Origin of the sequence: Thermotoga sp. (genome assembly GCF_021162145.1) — a bacterium.
Classification (GTDB): Bacteria; Thermotogota; Thermotogae; order Thermotogales; family Thermotogaceae; genus Thermotoga.
Window position 1 is genome coordinate 1 of sequence record NZ_JAGGZH010000116.1, and the last position, 18024, is coordinate 18024.

21 protein-coding genes and 1 pseudogene are annotated in these 18024 nt (G+C 47.3%); 12 read left to right on the forward strand and 10 right to left on the reverse strand.

Annotated elements, in window-relative coordinates:
- The 9 genes and pseudogenes from J7K79_RS07185 to clpP all read left to right on the forward strand — a co-directional run.
- Positions 1–341: pseudogene (locus J7K79_RS07185) on the forward strand (type I glyceraldehyde-3-phosphate dehydrogenase); the annotation flags it as partial.
- A 52-nt stretch (positions 342–393) separates the two neighbouring features.
- A complete protein-coding gene (gene pgk / locus J7K79_RS07190; protein ID WP_296906899.1) occupies positions 394–1605 on the forward strand; it encodes a phosphoglycerate kinase in 1212 nt (403 codons plus the stop codon).
- Positions 1606–1625: 20 nt separating this feature from the next.
- Positions 1626–2357, forward strand: a complete 732-nt coding sequence (gene tpiA, locus J7K79_RS07195) for a triose-phosphate isomerase (protein WP_296906902.1) — start codon at positions 1626–1628, stop codon at positions 2355–2357.
- 46 nt (positions 2358–2403) lie between these two features.
- Positions 2404–2853, forward strand: coding sequence for a GatB/YqeY domain-containing protein (locus J7K79_RS07200; protein WP_296906904.1), 450 nt, complete (start codon positions 2404–2406; stop codon positions 2851–2853).
- A complete protein-coding gene (locus tag J7K79_RS07205) occupies positions 2850–3500 on the forward strand; it encodes a methyltransferase domain-containing protein (protein WP_296906907.1) in 651 nt (216 codons plus the stop codon). Before J7K79_RS07200 ends, J7K79_RS07205 begins: the two co-directional genes overlap by 4 nt.
- Positions 3497–4027 carry a holo-[acyl-carrier-protein] synthase gene (locus J7K79_RS07210; protein WP_296906909.1) on the forward strand — a complete coding sequence of 177 codons (531 nt, stop codon included), beginning with the start codon at positions 3497–3499 and terminating at the stop codon, positions 4025–4027. Before J7K79_RS07205 ends, J7K79_RS07210 begins: the two co-directional genes overlap by 4 nt.
- The gene (locus J7K79_RS07215; protein ID WP_296906912.1) at positions 4014–4286 is read left to right on the forward strand and encodes a flagellar protein FliT; all 273 of its coding nucleotides are present in this window, start codon (positions 4014–4016) and stop codon (positions 4284–4286) included. The genes J7K79_RS07210 and J7K79_RS07215 overlap by 14 nt, the downstream gene beginning before the upstream one ends.
- A 27-nt stretch (positions 4287–4313) precedes the next feature.
- Positions 4314–5591: a trigger factor gene (gene tig, locus J7K79_RS07220; RefSeq protein ID WP_296906914.1), complete on the forward strand. Its 1278-nt coding sequence runs from the start codon at positions 4314–4316 to the stop codon at positions 5589–5591.
- Positions 5563–6171: an ATP-dependent Clp endopeptidase proteolytic subunit ClpP gene (gene clpP, locus J7K79_RS07225; protein ID WP_296906917.1), complete on the forward strand. Its 609-nt coding sequence runs from the start codon at positions 5563–5565 to the stop codon at positions 6169–6171. Before tig ends, clpP begins: the two co-directional genes overlap by 29 nt.
- A 27-nt stretch (positions 6172–6198) precedes the next feature.
- On the opposite strand, the gene J7K79_RS07230 is transcribed toward clpP, so the two are convergent.
- The 8 genes from J7K79_RS07230 to J7K79_RS07265 all read right to left on the reverse strand — a co-directional run bounded on the left by J7K79_RS07230 (position 6199) and on the right by J7K79_RS07265 (position 12377).
- The gene (locus J7K79_RS07230; protein ID WP_296906920.1) at positions 6199–6843 is read right to left on the reverse strand and encodes a YSC84-related protein; all 645 of its coding nucleotides are present in this window, start codon (positions 6841–6843) and stop codon (positions 6199–6201) included.
- Between the two features lie 158 nt (positions 6844–7001).
- Positions 7002–7268 (reverse strand): flagellar biosynthesis protein FliQ, encoded by a 267-nt coding sequence (gene fliQ, locus J7K79_RS07235; protein ID WP_296906922.1) that lies wholly within the window; start codon positions 7266–7268, stop codon positions 7002–7004.
- Between the two features lie 5 nt (positions 7269–7273).
- Positions 7274–8023, reverse strand: coding sequence for a flagellar type III secretion system pore protein FliP (gene fliP / locus J7K79_RS07240; RefSeq protein ID WP_296906924.1), 750 nt, complete (start codon positions 8021–8023; stop codon positions 7274–7276).
- Positions 8020–8322, reverse strand: coding sequence for a flagellar biosynthetic protein FliO (locus J7K79_RS07245; protein ID WP_296906927.1), 303 nt, complete (start codon positions 8320–8322; stop codon positions 8020–8022). The genes fliP and J7K79_RS07245 overlap by 4 nt, the downstream gene beginning before the upstream one ends.
- 6 nt (positions 8323–8328) lie before the next feature.
- Positions 8329–8691, reverse strand: a complete 363-nt coding sequence (gene cheY / locus J7K79_RS07250; protein WP_296906930.1) for a chemotaxis protein CheY — start codon at positions 8689–8691, stop codon at positions 8329–8331.
- Between the two features lie 3 nt (positions 8692–8694).
- Positions 8695–9129, reverse strand: a complete 435-nt coding sequence (cheW, locus tag J7K79_RS07255; RefSeq protein ID WP_296906989.1) for a chemotaxis protein CheW — start codon at positions 9127–9129, stop codon at positions 8695–8697.
- Between the two features lie 24 nt (positions 9130–9153).
- Positions 9154–11154, reverse strand: a complete 2001-nt coding sequence (cheA, locus tag J7K79_RS07260) for a chemotaxis protein CheA (protein WP_296906933.1) — start codon at positions 11152–11154, stop codon at positions 9154–9156.
- Positions 11151–12377: a competence/damage-inducible protein A gene (locus tag J7K79_RS07265; protein WP_296906935.1), complete on the reverse strand. Its 1227-nt coding sequence runs from the start codon at positions 12375–12377 to the stop codon at positions 11151–11153. Before J7K79_RS07265 ends, cheA begins: the two co-directional genes overlap by 4 nt.
- Positions 12378–12418: 41 nt before the next feature.
- On the opposite strand from J7K79_RS07265, the gene J7K79_RS07270 reads away from it, so the two are divergent.
- The gene (locus J7K79_RS07270) at positions 12419–13372 is read left to right on the forward strand and encodes a protein-L-isoaspartate O-methyltransferase (protein ID WP_296906938.1); all 954 of its coding nucleotides are present in this window, start codon (positions 12419–12421) and stop codon (positions 13370–13372) included.
- Here the strand turns inward: J7K79_RS07270 and J7K79_RS07275 are convergent.
- Positions 13336–14013 carry an ABC transporter ATP-binding protein gene (locus J7K79_RS07275; RefSeq protein ID WP_296906940.1) on the reverse strand — a complete coding sequence of 226 codons (678 nt, stop codon included), beginning with the start codon at positions 14011–14013 and terminating at the stop codon, positions 13336–13338. The genes J7K79_RS07270 and J7K79_RS07275 overlap by 37 nt on opposite strands.
- A gap of 6 nt (positions 14014–14019) precedes the next feature.
- The gene (locus J7K79_RS07280; protein ID WP_296906942.1) at positions 14020–16575 is read right to left on the reverse strand and encodes an ABC transporter permease; all 2556 of its coding nucleotides are present in this window, start codon (positions 16573–16575) and stop codon (positions 14020–14022) included.
- A 51-nt stretch (positions 16576–16626) separates the two neighbouring features.
- On the opposite strand from J7K79_RS07280, the gene rsmG reads away from it, so the two are divergent.
- Both rsmG and J7K79_RS07290 read left to right on the forward strand, forming a co-directional pair.
- Positions 16627–17316, forward strand: coding sequence for a 16S rRNA (guanine(527)-N(7))-methyltransferase RsmG (gene rsmG / locus J7K79_RS07285; RefSeq protein WP_296906945.1), 690 nt, complete (start codon positions 16627–16629; stop codon positions 17314–17316).
- Complete coding sequence (locus tag J7K79_RS07290; protein WP_296906947.1) at positions 17313–18023, forward strand: biotin/lipoate A/B protein ligase family protein; 711 nt, start codon at positions 17313–17315, stop codon at positions 18021–18023. The genes rsmG and J7K79_RS07290 overlap by 4 nt, the downstream gene beginning before the upstream one ends.
- The last annotated feature ends 1 nt before the right edge of the window (position 18024 follow it).

Consider the following 18024-nt stretch of genomic DNA (forward strand, 5'->3'; position numbering starts at 1 on the left):
CCGAAGTGAAAGGCAAACTCGACGGTATGGCCATCAGGGTACCGACTCCCGATGGATCCATCACAGACCTCACCGTTCTCGTTGAGAAGGAAACCACAGCAGAAGAAGTGAACGCTGTTATGAAAGAAGCGACTGAAGGCAAGCTCAAGGGAATCATCGGATACAACGAAGAGCTCATCGTGAGCAGCGATATCATCGGAACAACGTTCTCCGGAATCTTCGATGCCACGATCACCAACGTCATCGGTGGAAAGCTCGTGAAGGTTGCTTCCTGGTATGACAACGAGTACGGATACAGTAACAGGGTCGTCGATACCCTCGAGTTGCTTCTCAAGATGTGATCCAGGGGCGGGCTCTCCCGCCCTTTGCACACTCAAGCGAGGGGGTGTGAATATGGAAAAGATGACCGTAAGGGACGTCGATCTGAAAGGGAAAAGGGTTATCATGAGAGTTGACTTCAACGTTCCCGTGAAAGACGGAGCCGTTCAGGATGATACGAGAATAAGGGCTGCTCTTCCAACGATAAAGTACGTGCTGGACCAGGGTGCAAAGGTGATATTGCTCTCCCATCTTGGAAGACCAAAGGGAAAGCCTTCACCGGAGTTCAGTCTTGAACCTGTTGCAAAAAGACTCTCCGAGCTCCTCGGGGAAGAGGTGAAATTCGTTCCGGCAGTTGTCGGTGATGAAGTGAAGAAGGCCGTGGAGGAGCTGAAAGAAGGGGAGGTCCTCCTTCTGGAGAACACCAGATTCCATCCTGGGGAAACGAAGAACGATCCTGAGCTCGCAAAATTCTGGACGAGTCTCGCGGATATTCATGTGAACGACGCCTTCGGTACCGCCCACAGGGCTCACGCCTCCAACATTGGAATAGCTCAGTTCATACCCAGTGTTGCGGGATTCCTCATGGAAAAAGAGATAAAGTTCCTCTCCAAGGTGACCTACAATCCTGAGAAGCCCTACGTTGTCGTTCTCGGTGGAGCGAAGGTATCCGACAAAATTGGAGTCATCACAAACCTCATGGAGAAGGCCGACAGAATCCTCATCGGTGGTGCCATGATGTTCACATTCCTGAAAGCCCTTGGGAAACAGATAGGATCCTCAAAGTATGAAGAAGACAAGCTCGATCTTGCAAAGGAGTTGCTCGATAAGGCAAGGGAGAAGGGAGTCGAAATCGTACTTCCTGTTGATGCTGTCATCGCCCAGAAGATTGAACCCGGTGTGGAGAAGAAAGTTGTCAGGATCGATGAAGGAATCCCGGAGGGTTGGATGGGTCTGGACATAGGTCCGGAGACTGTGGAACTCTTCAAACAGAAACTTTCCGATGCGAAAACGGTGGTCTGGAACGGACCTATGGGAGTCTTCGAGATCGATGACTTCGCCGAAGGAACGAAACAGATTGCACTTGCAATTGCGGCGCTCACCGAGAAAGGTGCCACCACGGTCGTCGGTGGAGGAGACAGTGCAGCCGCTGTGAGCAAATTCGGACTTGAAGACAAGTTCTCGCACGTTTCAACGGGTGGAGGAGCGTCCCTCGAGTTCCTCGAGGGGAAAGAGCTTCCCGGCATCGCCAGTATCGCCGATAAAAAAAAACAAGTCGTAGACTGATCCTTGCCGGGAACTGGAAGATGCACAAGACCATATCTGAAGCGAAAAGGTTCGTGTCACTCCTTTTGAACGAACTGCACGACATAGAAGAATTCGAGATAGTTGTCTGTCCACCGTTCACGGCGTTATCTGAAGTTGGAGAGATCCTCTCGGGCAGAAACATAAAACTCGGTGCACAGAACGTTTTCTACGAAGATGAAGGCGCTTTCACTGGTGAAGTGTCTCCCGGGATGTTGAAAGAGATCGGAGTTGAGTATGTGATTGTGGGCCACTCCGAAAGAAGGCGTATCTTCAAAGAGGATGACGAATTAATAAACAAGAAAATAAAGGCCGTTCTGAAAAAGGGAATGACTCCGATCTTCTGTGTGGGTGAAACTCTGGAAGAAAGAGAAAAAGGACTCACGTTCTGTGTTGTGGAAAAGCAGATAAGGGAAGGGTTCTACGGCCTCAGCAAAGAAGAAGCACAGAGAGTGGTCATAGCTTATGAACCAGTATGGGCGATCGGAACAGGAAAGGTGGCAACACCGCAGCAGGCACAGGAAGTTCATGAGTTCATAAGGAAACTCCTCTCCGAGATGTACGACGGCGAAACATCGGAGGCGATCAGGATACTCTATGGCGGCAGTATAAAGCCAAACAACTTCCTGGGACTCATAATCCAGAAAGACATCGACGGTGGTCTTGTGGGAGGAGCGAGTTTGAAAGAATCTTTCGTGGAACTTGCAAGAATAATGAAAGGTGTGATCTCCTGAGGCCCCGCCCCGCGGGGTCTCGATTTTTGGAGAGGAGGTATTCGCCATGTCGTTGAAAGAGAAACTGATGTCCGACCTGAAAGAGGCGATGAAGAAAAAGGACGCACTGAGGGTGAACACCCTTCGGATGGTACTCACAACCTTGAAGAATCTTGAGGTAGAGAAGATGAAAGAGGCCAGCGACGAGGAAGTAATGGAGGCCCTCATGAAAGAGGCAAAGAAAAGAAGAGAGGCAATCGAGGAGTACGAAAAGCACGGTAGAGCCGAGCTTGCCGAGAAGGAAAGGGAGGAACTGGAAATCATAGAGTCTTACCTTCCGAAGCAGCTATCGGAAGAGGAGATAAGGGAAATCGTTATGGAGGCGATAAAAGAAGTGGGGGCTGCTTCCCCAAAAGACCTTGGGAAGGTCATGAAGATCGTTATGCCGAAGGTGAAAGGAAGAGCGGATGGAAAGTTTGTGAACAAGATGGTGAGAGAAATTCTGGAGTCACTATGAGGTTCGATCCTGACATCATCAGGTGTGTGGAGATAGTCGATGCTGGTCCCCACCACCGTCCCACTCATGCCTCTTCACTCCTCGTCTGGTATGCAAAACCTGGTAAAGGTGTGAAAAAAGTCCTGGAGCTTGGAAGCGGTGTGGGAACGGTGAGTTTTGCTCTCGCGAAGCTGTACGGCGTGGAGGTGGTGGGGGTAGAAAGGGAAGAAGAACTATTTGAAAAGGCCGTTCGAGGGGTTTCTCTGAACAATCTGGAAGGAAAGGTTTCTTTTGTGAACGCCTCTGTGGAAAGTTGCTCACTTCCCCCTGAGTCTTTTGACATGGTGGTCTCCAATCCGCCACACCACACGAAGGTCAAAAGTCCGTATCCTCTGAGGTCATCGACGAGAAGCCTGGGAAAATCGGATATCGAATCTTTTGTGAAGGCAACTTTTCGTTTCTTGAAAAACGGTGGAACAGCGGTCTACATTCTTTCTCCTGAGAATCTCATGGATTGGTTAGGGAAATTCATCTCGCATCGACTCGAACCGAAGAGGATGTGTTTTGTACATGGTAAAATTGATAGGACGGCAACTCTCGTTCTGCTGAGGTTGAAAAAGAACAGTAAAAGAGGACTGGTGGTGGATCCTCCGGTGGTTCTCTCATGATCGTGGGTGTTGGTGTGGACCTTCTTGAGATCGAGAGGATCTCTGAAAAGCTCGCTGAGAGGGTGCTCGGTGAAGAGGAAAAGAAAATTTTTCGAATCAGACGCAACAAGACGGAGTTCGTGGCGGGAAGGTTCGCCCTCAAGGAAGCGTTTTTCAAAGCTCTGGGAACGGGATTGAACGGTTATCGTTTCACGGACGTGGAGTTTCTCGAGATAGGGGGAAGACCTGTTGTAAAGATCCATCGGGATTTTGGTGTGTTCAACTTCGTGCACGTCTCGCTTTCCCACGACAGGTTTGTGGTAGCGGTTGTCATCCTTGAAAAAAGGAAGGGTGGTATCATTGTAGAAGGTAATGGGGAGGTGCTCAGAGGGAGTTTCAGTGTACTCGGAAGATCTGCTGACGGCTGGGAGATAGACGCTTCGGTTCCACCTTTCTCTTTGAAGAAGAGGCTTTCTGAACTTCGCTGTCGGTTGGTGAGGTATGGAAACATATTGCTTTCGGAGTGTGAAAACGATGAGCATGGATGAAATAGAGAAAAAGATAGATGAGGCCATAGAAAGGGAGGATTACAGGCATCTTTATTTGCTTTTGAAAGAGAGGGAAAGGTTATTGAAAAATCTCCCGGTGAAAAAGCTTTCTGAGATTCTTGAGAAGGACAGGAAAAGGCTTCGGATCATCGAAGAGAAGAAAAACAGGTTGTTTCTGGAGCTTTCCAATCTCAGGAAGGCAAAAATTTCTCTGCAGAAGAACATATGGGCCAGGGGAGACACTATTGGAAAAGGTTAAAAAACACGACAGGAGGGATGTTTAAAGATGGAAGTGAAGGAACTCGAAAAAGACAAGAACCGAGTCGTGCTGGAGTACGTTTTCAGTAAGGAGGAAGTGCTGGAAGCAGAGAACAAGGCAGCCAGGTATTTGAATCAGAAGGTGGAGATACCTGGTTTCAGGAAGGGAAGGGTTCCAAAGAACATTCTGAAGATGAGGCTCGGCGAGGACTTTCAGGAATACACCCTTGACTTCCTCATGGATCTCATACCGGACACCCTCAAGGACAGAAATCTCATCATGTCTCCGTTAGTCACAGAAAGAGAGATAAAAGAAGAGACGGCAAGATTCGTGGTAGAGGTTCACGAGGAACCTGAAGTGAAGATAGGAGATGTTTCGAAAATAGAAGTGGAAAAGGTCGACGAGGAAAAGGTGCTGGAAAAATATGTTGAAAGAAGACTTGAAGATCTGAGGGAAAAACACGCGCTGCTCGAACCCAAAGAGGGGCCCGCTGAGATTGGAGATCTTGTGAGGGTGAACATGGAGGTGTACAACGAAGAGGGGAAAAAACTCACCGCAAGAGAGTATGAGTATGTCATAAAAGAAGGTGAAGACAGACCGTTCGTGAAAGATCTCTTGGGGAAAAAGAAAGAAGACGTAGTCGAGATAGAAAGGGAATACGAAGGGAAGAAATATACCTACAGGATGATAATCCAGGAGGTGTACAGGCGAACCCTTCCGGAGATTGGTGATGAGCTCGCCAGAAGGGTGAACAACGAATTCGAGACTCTGGAGCAGTTGAAAGAGGCACTGAAAAAAGAAGGAAAGGATATATACAACGTGGAGATGAGAGAAAGTATGCGAGAGCAGCTTCTGGGAAAACTTCCAGAGGTAGTGGAGATAGAGATCTCTGATAAAACACTGGACGTTCTTGTTCAAGAGACGGTAAACAGATTGAAGAGGGAAGGAAAGTACGATCAGATCGCAAGTTCCTACGAGAGTGAAGAAAAACTGAGAGAAGAGTTGAAAAAGAGAATTCTGGACGATATCAAAAGAGACAGGGCAATAGAGGTAGTTGCAAAGGAAAAGAATGTGGAAGTGAGTGATGAGGAGCTTAAGAAAGAGGCAGAGGAACTGGCACCGTTCTGGGGGATCTCTCCTGAGCGTGCAAAATCGCTTGTGCAGTCAAGGCAGGATCTCAGGGAAGATCTGAGATGGGCCATATTGAAGAGGAAGGTACTCGATCTTTTGCTCGAAGAAACGACAGTGAAGGTAGTTGAACCTAGAGGAGAGGGTGGTGGTGATGAAGGAAAGGGAGATAATTGATCAATACGTTCCCATAGTTGTTGAGTCTACAGGAAGATACGAAAGAGCGTACGACATATTCTCAAGACTCTTGAAGGACAGAATCGTCTTCGTGGGGTCCCCCATAGACGATCACGTGGCAAATCTTGTCATAGCTCAGCTTCTGTTCCTGGAAGCAGAAGATCCGGATAAAGATGTTTACCTCTACATAAACTCGCCCGGGGGTTCTGTAACAGCGGGTCTTGCCATCTACGACACGATGCAGTACATCAAGTGTGACGTTTCCACCATATGTGTGGGACAGGCTGCGTCGATGGCGGCAGTTCTCCTCGCAGCCGGGACAAAAGGAAAGAGGTACGCCCTTCCGAACGCCCGCATCATGATTCATCAGCCACTTGGTGGAGCAGAAGGCCCTGCAAAAGACGTTGAGATCATCACAAGAGAACTTTTGAGGATAAAAGACCTCCTCAACAGAATTCTCAGCAAGCACACGGGCCAGCCAATAGAAAAGATAGAAAAAGACACGGACAGAGATTTCTTCATGAGTGCCGAGGAGGCGAAAGAGTACGGCATAGTGGACAAGGTGGTGAGTTCAAGATAGAGAACAGGGCACCCCCGAGGTGCCCTATTATTTCAATCTTTCGTTTAAGAAATCGGCTATCTTTTCTGCTCTTCCTTTCAGTGGTTTCGTGAGAATTTCTAGAGGATACACACTGAAGACGTTGAAATACTCTCGAGTGAGCTCCCTGTCAAAGTCTATCTTAGCTCCTTCCAGAGAAAATCCTGCGTAAAACCCCCGGGCGATCGAGTAGGAGTAGACCGATGCATCAAGGTTGTAATCGGCTCCCAATCTTCTTCCCAGGGGTCCCGCCGCCACACTGAGGGATCCTCCGAGTGTGATGTTTCCCTGTGCAAAGGTGTCAACATTTCTCATAATAACAGCGATGAGTGAAATGGTTTGAAAACCTATCTGCGCTCCTACACTCAGTCCGTAGATCTTGATGAAGAGAGGACCGTACCAGGTGCCTGTTTCTGGATCTCTTCTCAGCAAAATTCCCTGACCGTACTGACCACCTATCACCCATCCTATTTTGAAGTATTTTGGAACTATGAGAAGCCCTTCTGCTCTCTCCAGAAGTGACAGGAATGCACCACTGTCTGGCTGGTCTAAAAACTCCTTCAGTGCCAGAAACGAGTCGTCTACAACTTCGAAAGCGCCGGAGAATGCCACAACAGACACAATGAGAAGAACCGGAAAGAAAATTCTTCTCATGTGATATCCCCCCCATTTCTTTCATAACTTTCTCTTCTAAGTTTAAATTACTTTTATTCTATCGCCACAAATTCTATAGATTCAAGTTAATTTTATATTAATTTAAATGCTCAATAAATATAGCAAACAAAGATAGGTGCTCTTATATGTCAGTGGTGTTAAATCATCTGAAAGTACCTTTGCAAAAGTTCTGTGAAGAAGTCCAGGATCTTCTGTGCCATCCAGCCACTCAAAAGCAGCAAAGTAAGGAACATGACGATCACTCTGGGTGCGAACATCAGTGTTTGCTCGTGTATCTGTGTTACCGCTTGGAAGATGCTTATGATCAATCCCACGATCAGACTTACAACAAGCGGAGGAACTATCATCTCCAGTATAAGACTTATCCCACTTTTCATGATATCCAGGAACACCTCGATGGTCAAGGATATCACCTCGCAAAGCTCTTTATCAAGCCTTCAACGAGCAGGTCCCATCCATTTGCCATCACGAAGATCAGTATCTTGAGTGGAAGAGAGACGAACACCGGTGGTATCATGATCATACCCATGGAAAGCAGGATACTCGCCACAATCATGTCGATGACTATGAAAGGAACGTAAAGGACCACTCCCATCTTAAAGGCGATTTCAAGCTCACCAAGGACAAAGGCAGGAATCAGCACAGAATTTGGTGCCTCTTCTATTTTGGTGATCTCCAGGCCTGCATTCTGAGCAAGCATGAACGCGTTGTCTTCGTTGTGATGGTTCTTTAGCTCCTTTATCATGAATTCTCTGATCCTGTTGTTGATTCTTTGAAACATCTCCTGGTAGCCTATCTCCTTTTTCAAATACGGTGTTATAGCGTTGTTGTAGATGTCGTTCCAGACAGGTTGCATGATGAGAAAGGTAAGAAAGAGTGCCAGACCTATCATGACCTGGTTGGGAGGAGTTTGTCTTGTCCCCAAAGCGTTCCTAAAAAGTGAAAAAACAACTATGATGCGAGTAAACGAAGTGAAGAGAACGAGGATAGAAGGAGCCAGTGCCAGGATCGTCAGAACGAGAAGGATTTCGAGGGTGACCACCAGATCTTCTGGCTTTTCAACGGGCTTGATTCCTATGGAGATGGAAGGAAAAGGTACTTCTTGGGAAAAAGAGGACAATGAAAGAAGTATCAGCAAAAAAGTGAATACCTTCTTCATTTACTCCTTCTCCCTATTTTTCTGAAGAAGATTGTGGAAAAAGAATCGCTCTCTTTGTAGTCCTCGAGCTTTTTGAGAACGGTGGCACTCGAATCCGTCACCAATATAACAAAATACTCGTCCACCACTCTGACGATCGCTATGAAGCTCTTTCTGTCCAGATAGTGCCTTTCCACTACTGAGATGCTGGAACCCTTTTGAGAGAAGAAACCTTTCCTCACAAAGTAATAAACCAGAACAAGAAAGAAGAGAACGATTCCAAAAGCCAGAAGAAACTGCAAGATAGCACTCACACCCATGCCGGATCACTTCGAAACCTTGTTGAGCGCCTCCACCACCCTGGAGGGTTGGAACGGTTTCACGATGAAGTCCTTTGCGCCGGCCTTTATAGCTTCGATGACCATTGCTTGCTGTCCCATAGCACTGCATACGATGATCTTGGCGCTCGGATCGATCTTCATGATTTCTTTGATAGCGTCTATTCCGTTCATCTCCGGCATTGTAATGTCCATCGTGACGATGTCCGGTTTGAGCTCTTTGTACTTCTCCACGGCCTCGCGTCCGTTTGTGGCTTCCCCTGCCACCTCGTATCCTGCCTTGGTGATGATATCCTTTAGCATCATCCTCATGAACGTTGCATCATCGACTATCAAAACTCTCTTTGCCATCTTTTACACTCCCTCCTTAACTGTTATTTCCTCGATTATTTCGTCGATGTTCAAGTAAATTATGAGTCTTCCGTCCGTTTTTATCAATCCCTTGGATTTTTTCCCGAACTTGTCGGACACGTCCGCCATTTCGACATGTTCTTCTGTGATCCTCAACACACCGAGAACTCTGTCAACCAGAAAGCCTACTTCTACATCTTTGGTCTTCGCCACGATGATGCTCTTCATCTTCGAGTCATCGAAGGGAACGGCGAGTATCTTCGCAAGGTTCACCACCGGAATGATCCTGCCCCGCAGATTGATGACACCCTCCACGAAGTGTTTAGATTTGGGAACAGGAGTTATTTCGGGTTTTTCTATCACCATTTCGATGTTATCCACGTCGAAAGCTAATACCTGTTCTCCTACTTCAAAGGAGAGTACCTCAAACTCCCTCATATCTGGCAACTTTTTTCACCTCCATTATACAATACCGGAAACGTTTATAATGAGGGCGATACTGCCGTCACCCAGAATCGCTGCGCCACTGAACTCTCTGACATCGGAGAACACTTTCCCGAGGGATTTTATGACGATGTCGTCCTGGCCAAGGAGCTCGTCAACAATTATTCCATACTTCCTGTTTCCTATTCTCACGATGACTGCTTCCATCTCTTCTTCTTCCCTTTCATGTTCTATCTGGAGCACCTCCCAGAGCTTGTAGACCGGTATCACTTCTCCTCTCATGACTATGACATCCTTATCCTGTACTCTCTGTATGTCTCCTCTGGATATTCTGAGAGTTGTGTCGATATTTGCTATTGGAACGGCGTAAACGAGGTTGTTGATCTTCACAAGGAGGGCCTGGATGATGGCCAGCGTGAGTGGTAGCCTTATGGTGACTCTGGTTCCTCTGTCTTTCTCGCTCTCTATGCTTATGCTTCCGTTCAAAGACTCCACAACGTTCTTGACAACATCCATTCCCACCCCTCTTCCGGACACTTCTGAAACTTCCTCCTTCGTGGAGAATCCTGGAAGGAAAAGGAAATTGAGTATTTCCTGGTCGGACAGGCTGGCAGCCTTCGACTCGTCCACAAGGCCCTTCTCTATTGCCTTTCTGAGGATTTCTTCTTTGTCTATTCCCCTTCCATCGTCCTCGACTTCTATCACCACGTTGTTCCCCTCGTGGCGAGCGGAAAGAATGAGAGTTCCCACAGGGGGCTTTCCCTTGGCTATTCTCTCTTCTTTTGGTTCTATACCGTGGTCTATAGCGTTCCTCAGAAGATGAAGGAGAGGTTCTCCTATTTCCTCCACGAAGGTTCTGTCGAGTTCTGTATCTTCTCCCCTCATGATGAAGTTGATCTCCTTGTTCATCTTCTTCGCTAGGTCTCTGACCATTCTCGGGAATCTGTTGAATACGAAAGCGATGGGGACCATCCTGATCTTCATGACAACATTCTGAAGATCTAGGGTTATTCTGCTGAGCTGGGTGAGACTCTCGTCTATTTCCTTTATGTTGTATTTCTTGAGTGTTTCTAGAATTCTACTTCTGGCTATGACAAGCTCTCCCATCAGGTCCATCAGGGTATCGAGCTTTTCTATGTCCACCCTGACGGTCTGAGATACGACCCTCTTTCTGGTCTTTTCCTCTGTTTTCTCTTCTTTTTTCTCCGGTTTCTCGGGTGTGCTCTTTTTCTCCGTAACGGGAACAACACTCTTCACGATGACTTTCTCTATATCGGAGATACCGTTCAGGGTTTCCGAGAGTCTTTCCTGATCAACAGGAGAGATGACGAACAGTTCCACTTCATTTTCAAACTTTTCTTCCTCGATGTCTTCCACCGGGGGGATAGTTTTTACAACATCGCACTTCAACTCTTCCAGTTTGTGGAAAACAAGATAGATCCTGGCAGATTTGAGCTGCGTGCCTTCTTTGAGAGTGACCTTCACGTAAAAGGTTTTGTATCCCTTCTTTTTTGCCTCCTGGAATACATGAATTACCTCCTCTGGAAGAGCCATGGTTTCCTCTGCTTCGTTTGAATCTGGAAGGCCGTTTTTTTCGCTCTCGTTCTTTGGATTTTCAGGTTGCTCGTCTTCTTCTTTTGTGGAGGCAAAACCCTTTATAGTGTCGGTGAAAGCGTCGATGTTTTCACCTATCTCGTCAGATCCTTCCGATACGATTCTGTCGACCATCTTGGCGATCATGTCGACTCCAGCAAAGATCCTGTCGAGAAGATCTGAAGTTATCTTTATTTCACCATTTCTAGCCCTATCGAGGACATTTTCGAGGGAATGACAGAGTTTTGCCATGTTGTTGAATCCCATAGTTCCGGCCATACCCTTCAGAGTGTGGAGCGCCCGAAAAGCATCGTTTATCAGCCCCATGTCCTCGGGGGTTTCTTCCAGTTTCAGCAGGGTGTCGTTCAAGCTCTGAAGGTATTCTCTCGTTTCATCCACGAATACACCTAGGTATTCTTCCATCATAACCTTCCACTCTCCTTCAAATGCTTTCTCAGGTTCTCAAGGGCTATCATCGCCGAACGGGTTCTTATAGTGTTTCGATCCCCGGAAAAATTATAACGCATTGTAACATGATCTTGTTCAAAAAGATCTATGAGGACGGTTCCAACAGGTTTTGTGGGGATTCCACCTGTCGGTCCCGCTATTCCAGAGATGGCTATGCAGATGTCTGCCCCTGTGAGCGATTTCAGACCTTCCGCCATTTCTCGAACGCATTGCTCACTCACAGCTCCATATTTCTTCAGAGTATCTTCCTTCACCCCAAGAATGTTTTTTTTCAGATCGTTGCTGTAGGCTACCACGCCTCCCACGAAAACGTTCGATGCTCCCGGAACGTTTACTATCAGTGAAGAGAGCATTCCACCCGTGCAAGATTCGGCGACGGCGAGGGTTTTTCCACTCTCTTTCAAAAGTCTAACAACCACTTCCTCCATTTTCTCGTCGTTTATTCCATAGAGATACTCTCCCGTCTTTTCGAGAATCTTTTCCACGAGTTCGTCCAGAAACTTTCTGTGTTCTGCACTTGTTGTCAGCCTCAACCTCACACCTTCAACGTGATCCGCCATTGTGGCCACTTCCACCTTGTCCTGAGAGTACAATATTTCCCTCAGAAGATCTTCCAGAAATGCCTCGGGTATGCTGTAGTATTTCAAGGTAACTTGATGAAAAGCATGAGGGGTTTTCAGAATGTCTTTCAGGGACTCGAACATAGGAATCAGTTCTCTTGGTGGACCGGGAAGTAGAATCACTCTCTTTCCGTTTTCTTCGAGAAGTTGACCGGGAGCACTTCCCACCGGATTGTCGATAACTTTTGCCCCCTCGATGACGAAGGCCTGCCTCTCGATGTTAGATGGTATCTCAGAATGGTATTTTTTCACTTTCTCCTCGATCTTTGCTTTGAGTCCCTGATCGAGAAAGAGTTTTCTGTTCAGTGCCTTTGCCACCGCCTCGCGTGTGAGATCGTCCCTGGTGGGGCCGAGTCCTCCCGTCAGTATCAGAAGGTGGACCTTTGGGAAAAGTGATTTAACCTCGTCAACGATATCCTCGAGATGGTCACCGATCGTTGAGATTTTCATCACCCTGTATCCAAGATTCTTCAATTCTTGGCAGAGAAACTGAGCGTTTCTGTTCAGTATCAGTCCTTCCAGAAGCTCACTTCCTACGGTGATTATCGCTGCTTTCTTCATCTGATCCCTCCTTCAATGATATGATAACACAGGGGGATATCATGAGAGAAAGGCTCTTTTGGATTTTGAAAGACTACGGAATAGACGAGCGTATCGCAAAGGCGTTCCTGGAGGTACCACGCGAGGAGTTCTTGATGAAGCACTACTCGCTTTCTCATGTGTATGAGGACGTCGTGCTCGTTTCGTACGAGGATGGAGAGGTTTTCAGTACCTCCAGCCAGCCTTCGTTGATGGCAATGTTCATGGAATGGGTGGAGCTGGGTGAAGGAATGAAGGTCCTGGAGATAGGGGGAGGAACCGGGTACAACGCGGCTGTGATGAGCAGGATCGTGGGGGAAAACGGGTTTGTTGTGACTGTGGAGTACTTCGAGAAGGTCTGTAAGATCGCACGGGAAAATGTGAGACGCCTGGGGATAGACAGCGTTGCAGTCGTCTGTGGCGATGGATATTACGGTGTTCCAGACTTTGCTCCATACGATGTGATCTTCGTCACCGTTGGAGTGGATGAGATACCAGAGCACTGGTTCCGTCAACTTAAAGATGAAGGAAGGGTGATAGTACCCATCAACATGAAGTTCTCGGGAAGACAGCCCGCTTTCCTGTTTGTGAAAAAGGGTAATCACCTTGAGGGTAATTATAAGCTGGAAACCAGATTCATAGAAGCGGGGGGAAATCTTGGAAACTTGTTGGAGAGAAACAAGAAGCTTTTGAAGGAATTCCCCTTCCGAAAAACTATCCGGGTTCCTCGACTTCAGATGTTCGTGGAACTGGTGGATCTTCTCACAAGAAGACTCACAAGAATGAATGGGACCTTCTACTACGCCGGTCCAGAGGGAACGGTGGAGTTTTCGGGTGGTGAGATGAGGATTTATGGAGACACGCCCGAAATTGAAAGCCTTCTTTCCCAATGGAAAAGCTGCGATTACAGAAGCTTTGAACACTTGACTCTCCACGTCGGTTACAACGCTCTTTCACGGATATCCTGTACAATCTGACCGTCCCTTATTCTGATGACTCGGTCTGCTTTCTCTGCTATTCTTTCATCGTGGGTCACTATCACCAGAGTGGAGTTCTTTTTCATCTCCATGAGAAGATCTATGATCATACTTCCTGTTTCGCTGTCGAGCGCTCCAGTGGGCTCGTCTGCCCATATCACCTTCGGGTTGTGGACGAGGGCTCTTGCTATGGCAACACGTTGCTTTTCTCCACCGGAGAGTTCCTCTGGAAATCTGTTCCATTTGTGAGCAAGGCCCACCCTTCGCAGGATATTGAAGGCTCGTTCTTTTGCCTCACGCCTGTTCACACCCAGAATTAGAAGAGGAAGTTCGATGTTCTCAAGGGCGGTGAGGACAGGTACAAGGTTAAAGAACTGAAACACAAATCCCATGTTCTTCGCTCTGAACTTTGTTCTCTCTTCCTCAGAGAGAGTGTAAAGGTCTGTTCCATCGACGATCACGGTTCCCTTCGTGGGACGGTCCACACCGGAGAGACAATTCAGGAGGGTAGTCTTCCCGGAGCCCGAGGGCCCCAGTACTACGGCGAATTCCCCGCGATTTATCTTCAGATTTATTCCCCTGAGGGCGGTCACTCTGTCTCTACTGTTGTACTCTTTCCAGAGATTTTGAACCTCGATCAACGCTGTTCACTCTCCTTCTTTCATGGCTTCAAGAGGAGACAACCGCGATATCATGTAACTCGGTACGATCATGGCGATCGCAGCGAGTACAACAACGACTGAGAGTGAAAAAATTATAGACTTTATTGGCAAGAAAGTCACAAAAGTACCCAGGTTTTCCGCCATCGTCTTTGTGATGGAAAGTCCCATTACGATACCTGAGACGGTTCCTATGAGTATTCCACCGCCAAGAAATGAAAAGTGCTCTATCAGGAAGGAGAAGATCAACTGGGTTGTTTTCATCCCAACCGCTCGAAGCGTCCCCAGAATTCTTACCCTGGAAAAGTAGGATTTCAGGACAAAGAGAGTGAGACCAGATGTAGCCGACAGAAAGCCAAAGAGAAAGATGAACCTGATGACATTGACCAGTCCTTCTATGCCACTGTACAGTTTTTCGAGTTCTTCATTCAAAAAGAATGGATAGGAGAATTTAGAAAGGTAGAAATGCTTTATTTCGCTGGCATTTTTTTTGTCGATCCTCCCCAGTAAAACCTCGATGGCCTTCACGTTTTTTGACCTGTTCTTTTGCGGTGCGATCATATCGACGGGAACCAGATAATCGTTTTTGTTATAGCTTCCCACCACTTTGAAACTCACATCTTCCTTTCCACCGAAAGGAAAGATGGATCTCAAGGTTCCTCTGATGGTTTCAGGGTGTACTTCGTCACCGACGAGCACAGCACCTGGTGTTCTGAGACTTTCCTTGTTCGACACCTTCAATGTCGAGTGTTCGAAGAAAGAATCATCGACGTAAGCTATGAGCTTGTCTGTTCCCCCTGTTTCTAGCATGTAGAGATACGCTCGAGAGGGAAATCTGAGCTTCTCATGAACTGGCATGGAGGTCTTTGAAAGAAAAGACCTGAACGGATTTTCCAGAACGAGGAAGTTGTATCCGAAAAGGCCGTTTTTTATCTTCTCTTCAACAAAGCGATCGGCACTGGCGGAGAGAACGTTGAATATCGTCGATGCGAATATCAGGAAGGCAAAAGTCAGGGCAATCACCATACCCCTTCTCGGAAAGCGCTGAACGTAGGACAGACCAATCAAAAAAGGAAGGTTTCCTTCGGATATCATACGGTCCAGAGCACTCCTTGAAAGAAGAACAAGGGAAAACACCAAAAGCGAGATTCCAGTGAAGATGGAGGTTCCTTTGCCCAGGGAGGAAAGAAGAAAGAGTCTCTCCGACTGGAGACTCACGTTCACCAGAACGCCAATGATGAGATCCACGGTTCCCATTATCATCATCAGGAAAGCGTTTTTGAACTTCAAAGCGAGTGTGAGGGAAAGAAGAATCACAGAAAAGATGCGAAGATCCGGAAAGAGAAGTAGCAGCAGGCTTACTCCCAGCATCGAAACGAATCTTTTTGTGGATATGTCCACTCGATCCTCGAGTTCCCGGTAGATGGGGGGATTTCTGGTGATTTCTCTTGCCCTGAAGGCGAACAGGATCATCGGAAAGGCCACACCCAGACCGAGACTGAAGAGGACTGTTCTCGGGGAAATGTAAAACTTCACCCTGTCGATGTAAAAGAACGTAGAAGACATCAACTCGACCACCGTTTGAAATCGACTCAGAAGGAACTTTCCCACGAAGATTCCGAAGGTCAGCCCAAAGAGAGCGGCCATGGACGAGTACATGAACCCCTCCAGAAGCAATATAGCCCATTCTCTCTTTTTCTGCATCCCTATCTTTCTCAGTGTTACGAAGGTGAAGTTTCTATCTCTCATCACGTCCTCACAGAACATGTAAAACACCAGAAAACCAACGAATATGGATATTCCGGAGAAGGCGAGTGTCACATAGGCGAGGGATCTGTTGACAGGCGACTTCAGGAAGTTGTACTTTATGTTCCTCACCCTCAGATTGGTTTTGAGGGATATCTTCTCATGCTCTTCTGGAGGCAACCCATAATGAAGGTAGCATTTGGTAGGATATCTGTTGCCCGGGAAGTCTTCTACGTGGATGAAGATCGTTCCTGGTGAACTGACTGACTCTCCTTTGAAGTTCAGAAAACCCTTTTCTCCTATTCTCCTCACGATGAACTCTTTGCTACCCATGGGAAAAAGAAGTGTGATCCTATCTCCTGCCTTTATATTCAGAGTGCTTGCCACAGACTTTCCAACTATCGCTTCACCAGGATTCAACTGGATGTTCCTTCCCACGAAGGAACCGAGCTCATCAGGTTCCACTCCGATCACAAGGACATCCAGTCCATCCAACCTGGCGGTGCTTTCAGCAACAGGAAGTACCTTCTCTACCTGTTTCCTCAGGAGTTTTATCTCCGAGTCCTCAATTCTGGATGTCGGAAAATTAAAGAAGAGAAATGAAGGTGTTTTTAACTCCGCAACAGCGTCTGCGACGCCGAAATTCTCTTTTATTCTTTCCTGCTTCCATGCGCTTATCGAGTCAGAAAGTGTGAGTGCCCCCGTCACTAGCGAAAGGCTGATGGCCAGTCCCAGAACAACAACAAGGGATATCCTCAGGTTTTTTGTGAAGTTTCTCAAGGCGATTTTGAGGACCACAACGTTCCCCCCAGCCACGAGATGTTAGAATTCTTCTCGGAGGTGTCCCGAATGGACTTGCTGAAAAACGCCCTCCAGGAGTACGGCCTGTATTTTGAAGAGTTGCAGGTGAAAAAAACATTTCATTATCTCAAAGAGCTTCTGAAAGCGCCCTGCAACCTCACGGCCCTCAGAAAATTAGACTCCGCTGTTCACAAAAACGTTGCAGAGATACTGATTCCTCTGAAAAATGAAAATTTGAATGGGTCACTCCTGGATGTGGGATCGGGCAACGGTGTCCCAGGGCTTATTTTAGCGATCTTTTTTCCAAAACTCAAGGTGACACTCCTGGATTCCAGGGAGAAGTCCGTGCGGTTCCTAGAACACGTTGTCAGGGAACTCAACCTAGGGAACGTCACTGTGGTGAAGGAGAGAGCCGAAAGTTTCTCGAGGGAACATAGAGAAGAGTACGATTACGTGACGGCCAGAGCGGTAGCACGTTTGAACATCCTCGTGGAAATATGTGCTCCAGCCCTCAAGGTGGGAGGAGGGATGCTTTTCTACAAGGGCCCTTCCTTCGAGGAAGAACTGAAGGAGGCCGGGAAGGCTCTCAGTGAACTGAAGGTTGAGCTGGAGAAGGTGAGGAAGTACACTCTGAAAACCGGTGAGCGAAGGTGTCTTCTGGTACTCAAAAAGATGGATCGATCTCCCGAGAAGTACCCAAGGAGGGTGGGGATACCATTCAAGCGTCCCTTGTTGTGATCGAAAAGGATGTCTTTCCTGGTCCCCTGAACATGGCCATAGACGGTCTGATGGCGGAGTGGGCATGGTTTAAGAAAAGCCCCTTCCTCAGGCTCTATGGATGGAAAAGACCCACGGTCTCTCTGGGACGATTTCAAAAAGAAGATGGTTTGAGAATACCAGAGGGTGTGGATCTTGTGAGGAGACCATCAGGTGGTCGAGCGGTGCTTCATCGCATGGAGATCACTTACTGTCTTGCAGTTCCAAAAGAGAGTCCGTTCGGAGAACTGTCTGTTCTCGAGTTTCACAGGCTGGTCCATGCTACGATAAGGGAAGCACTTCGTGAGGTGGACGTTCCCGCTGAACTTTCCAATGGAAAGCGTGGGAACACCGCATTTTGTTTTGATGCATCTTCGAAATACGAGGTCGTGGTTGACGGAATGAAGATCGTGGGAAGTGCTCAGTTCAGAACAAAAACAGCAATCGTTGAACACGGTTCGATCATCCTGAAACAGGACAGCGAACTTTTAAGAGAGATCTTTGGAGAAAGTGTTCCTTCCGTGAAGGGACTTCTGGAGTTGTACGATGTGGATGTAAAGTTTCTGGAAAAAATGGTAGTGAAGAGCTTCGAAAGGGTGTTCGGCCCTTCTGTTCGAATACGTCTGAGCGATGATATGCTGAAAGAGGCGAAAAAACATTCCAGGTTCTTCGATCTGAGGAGGAGATAGG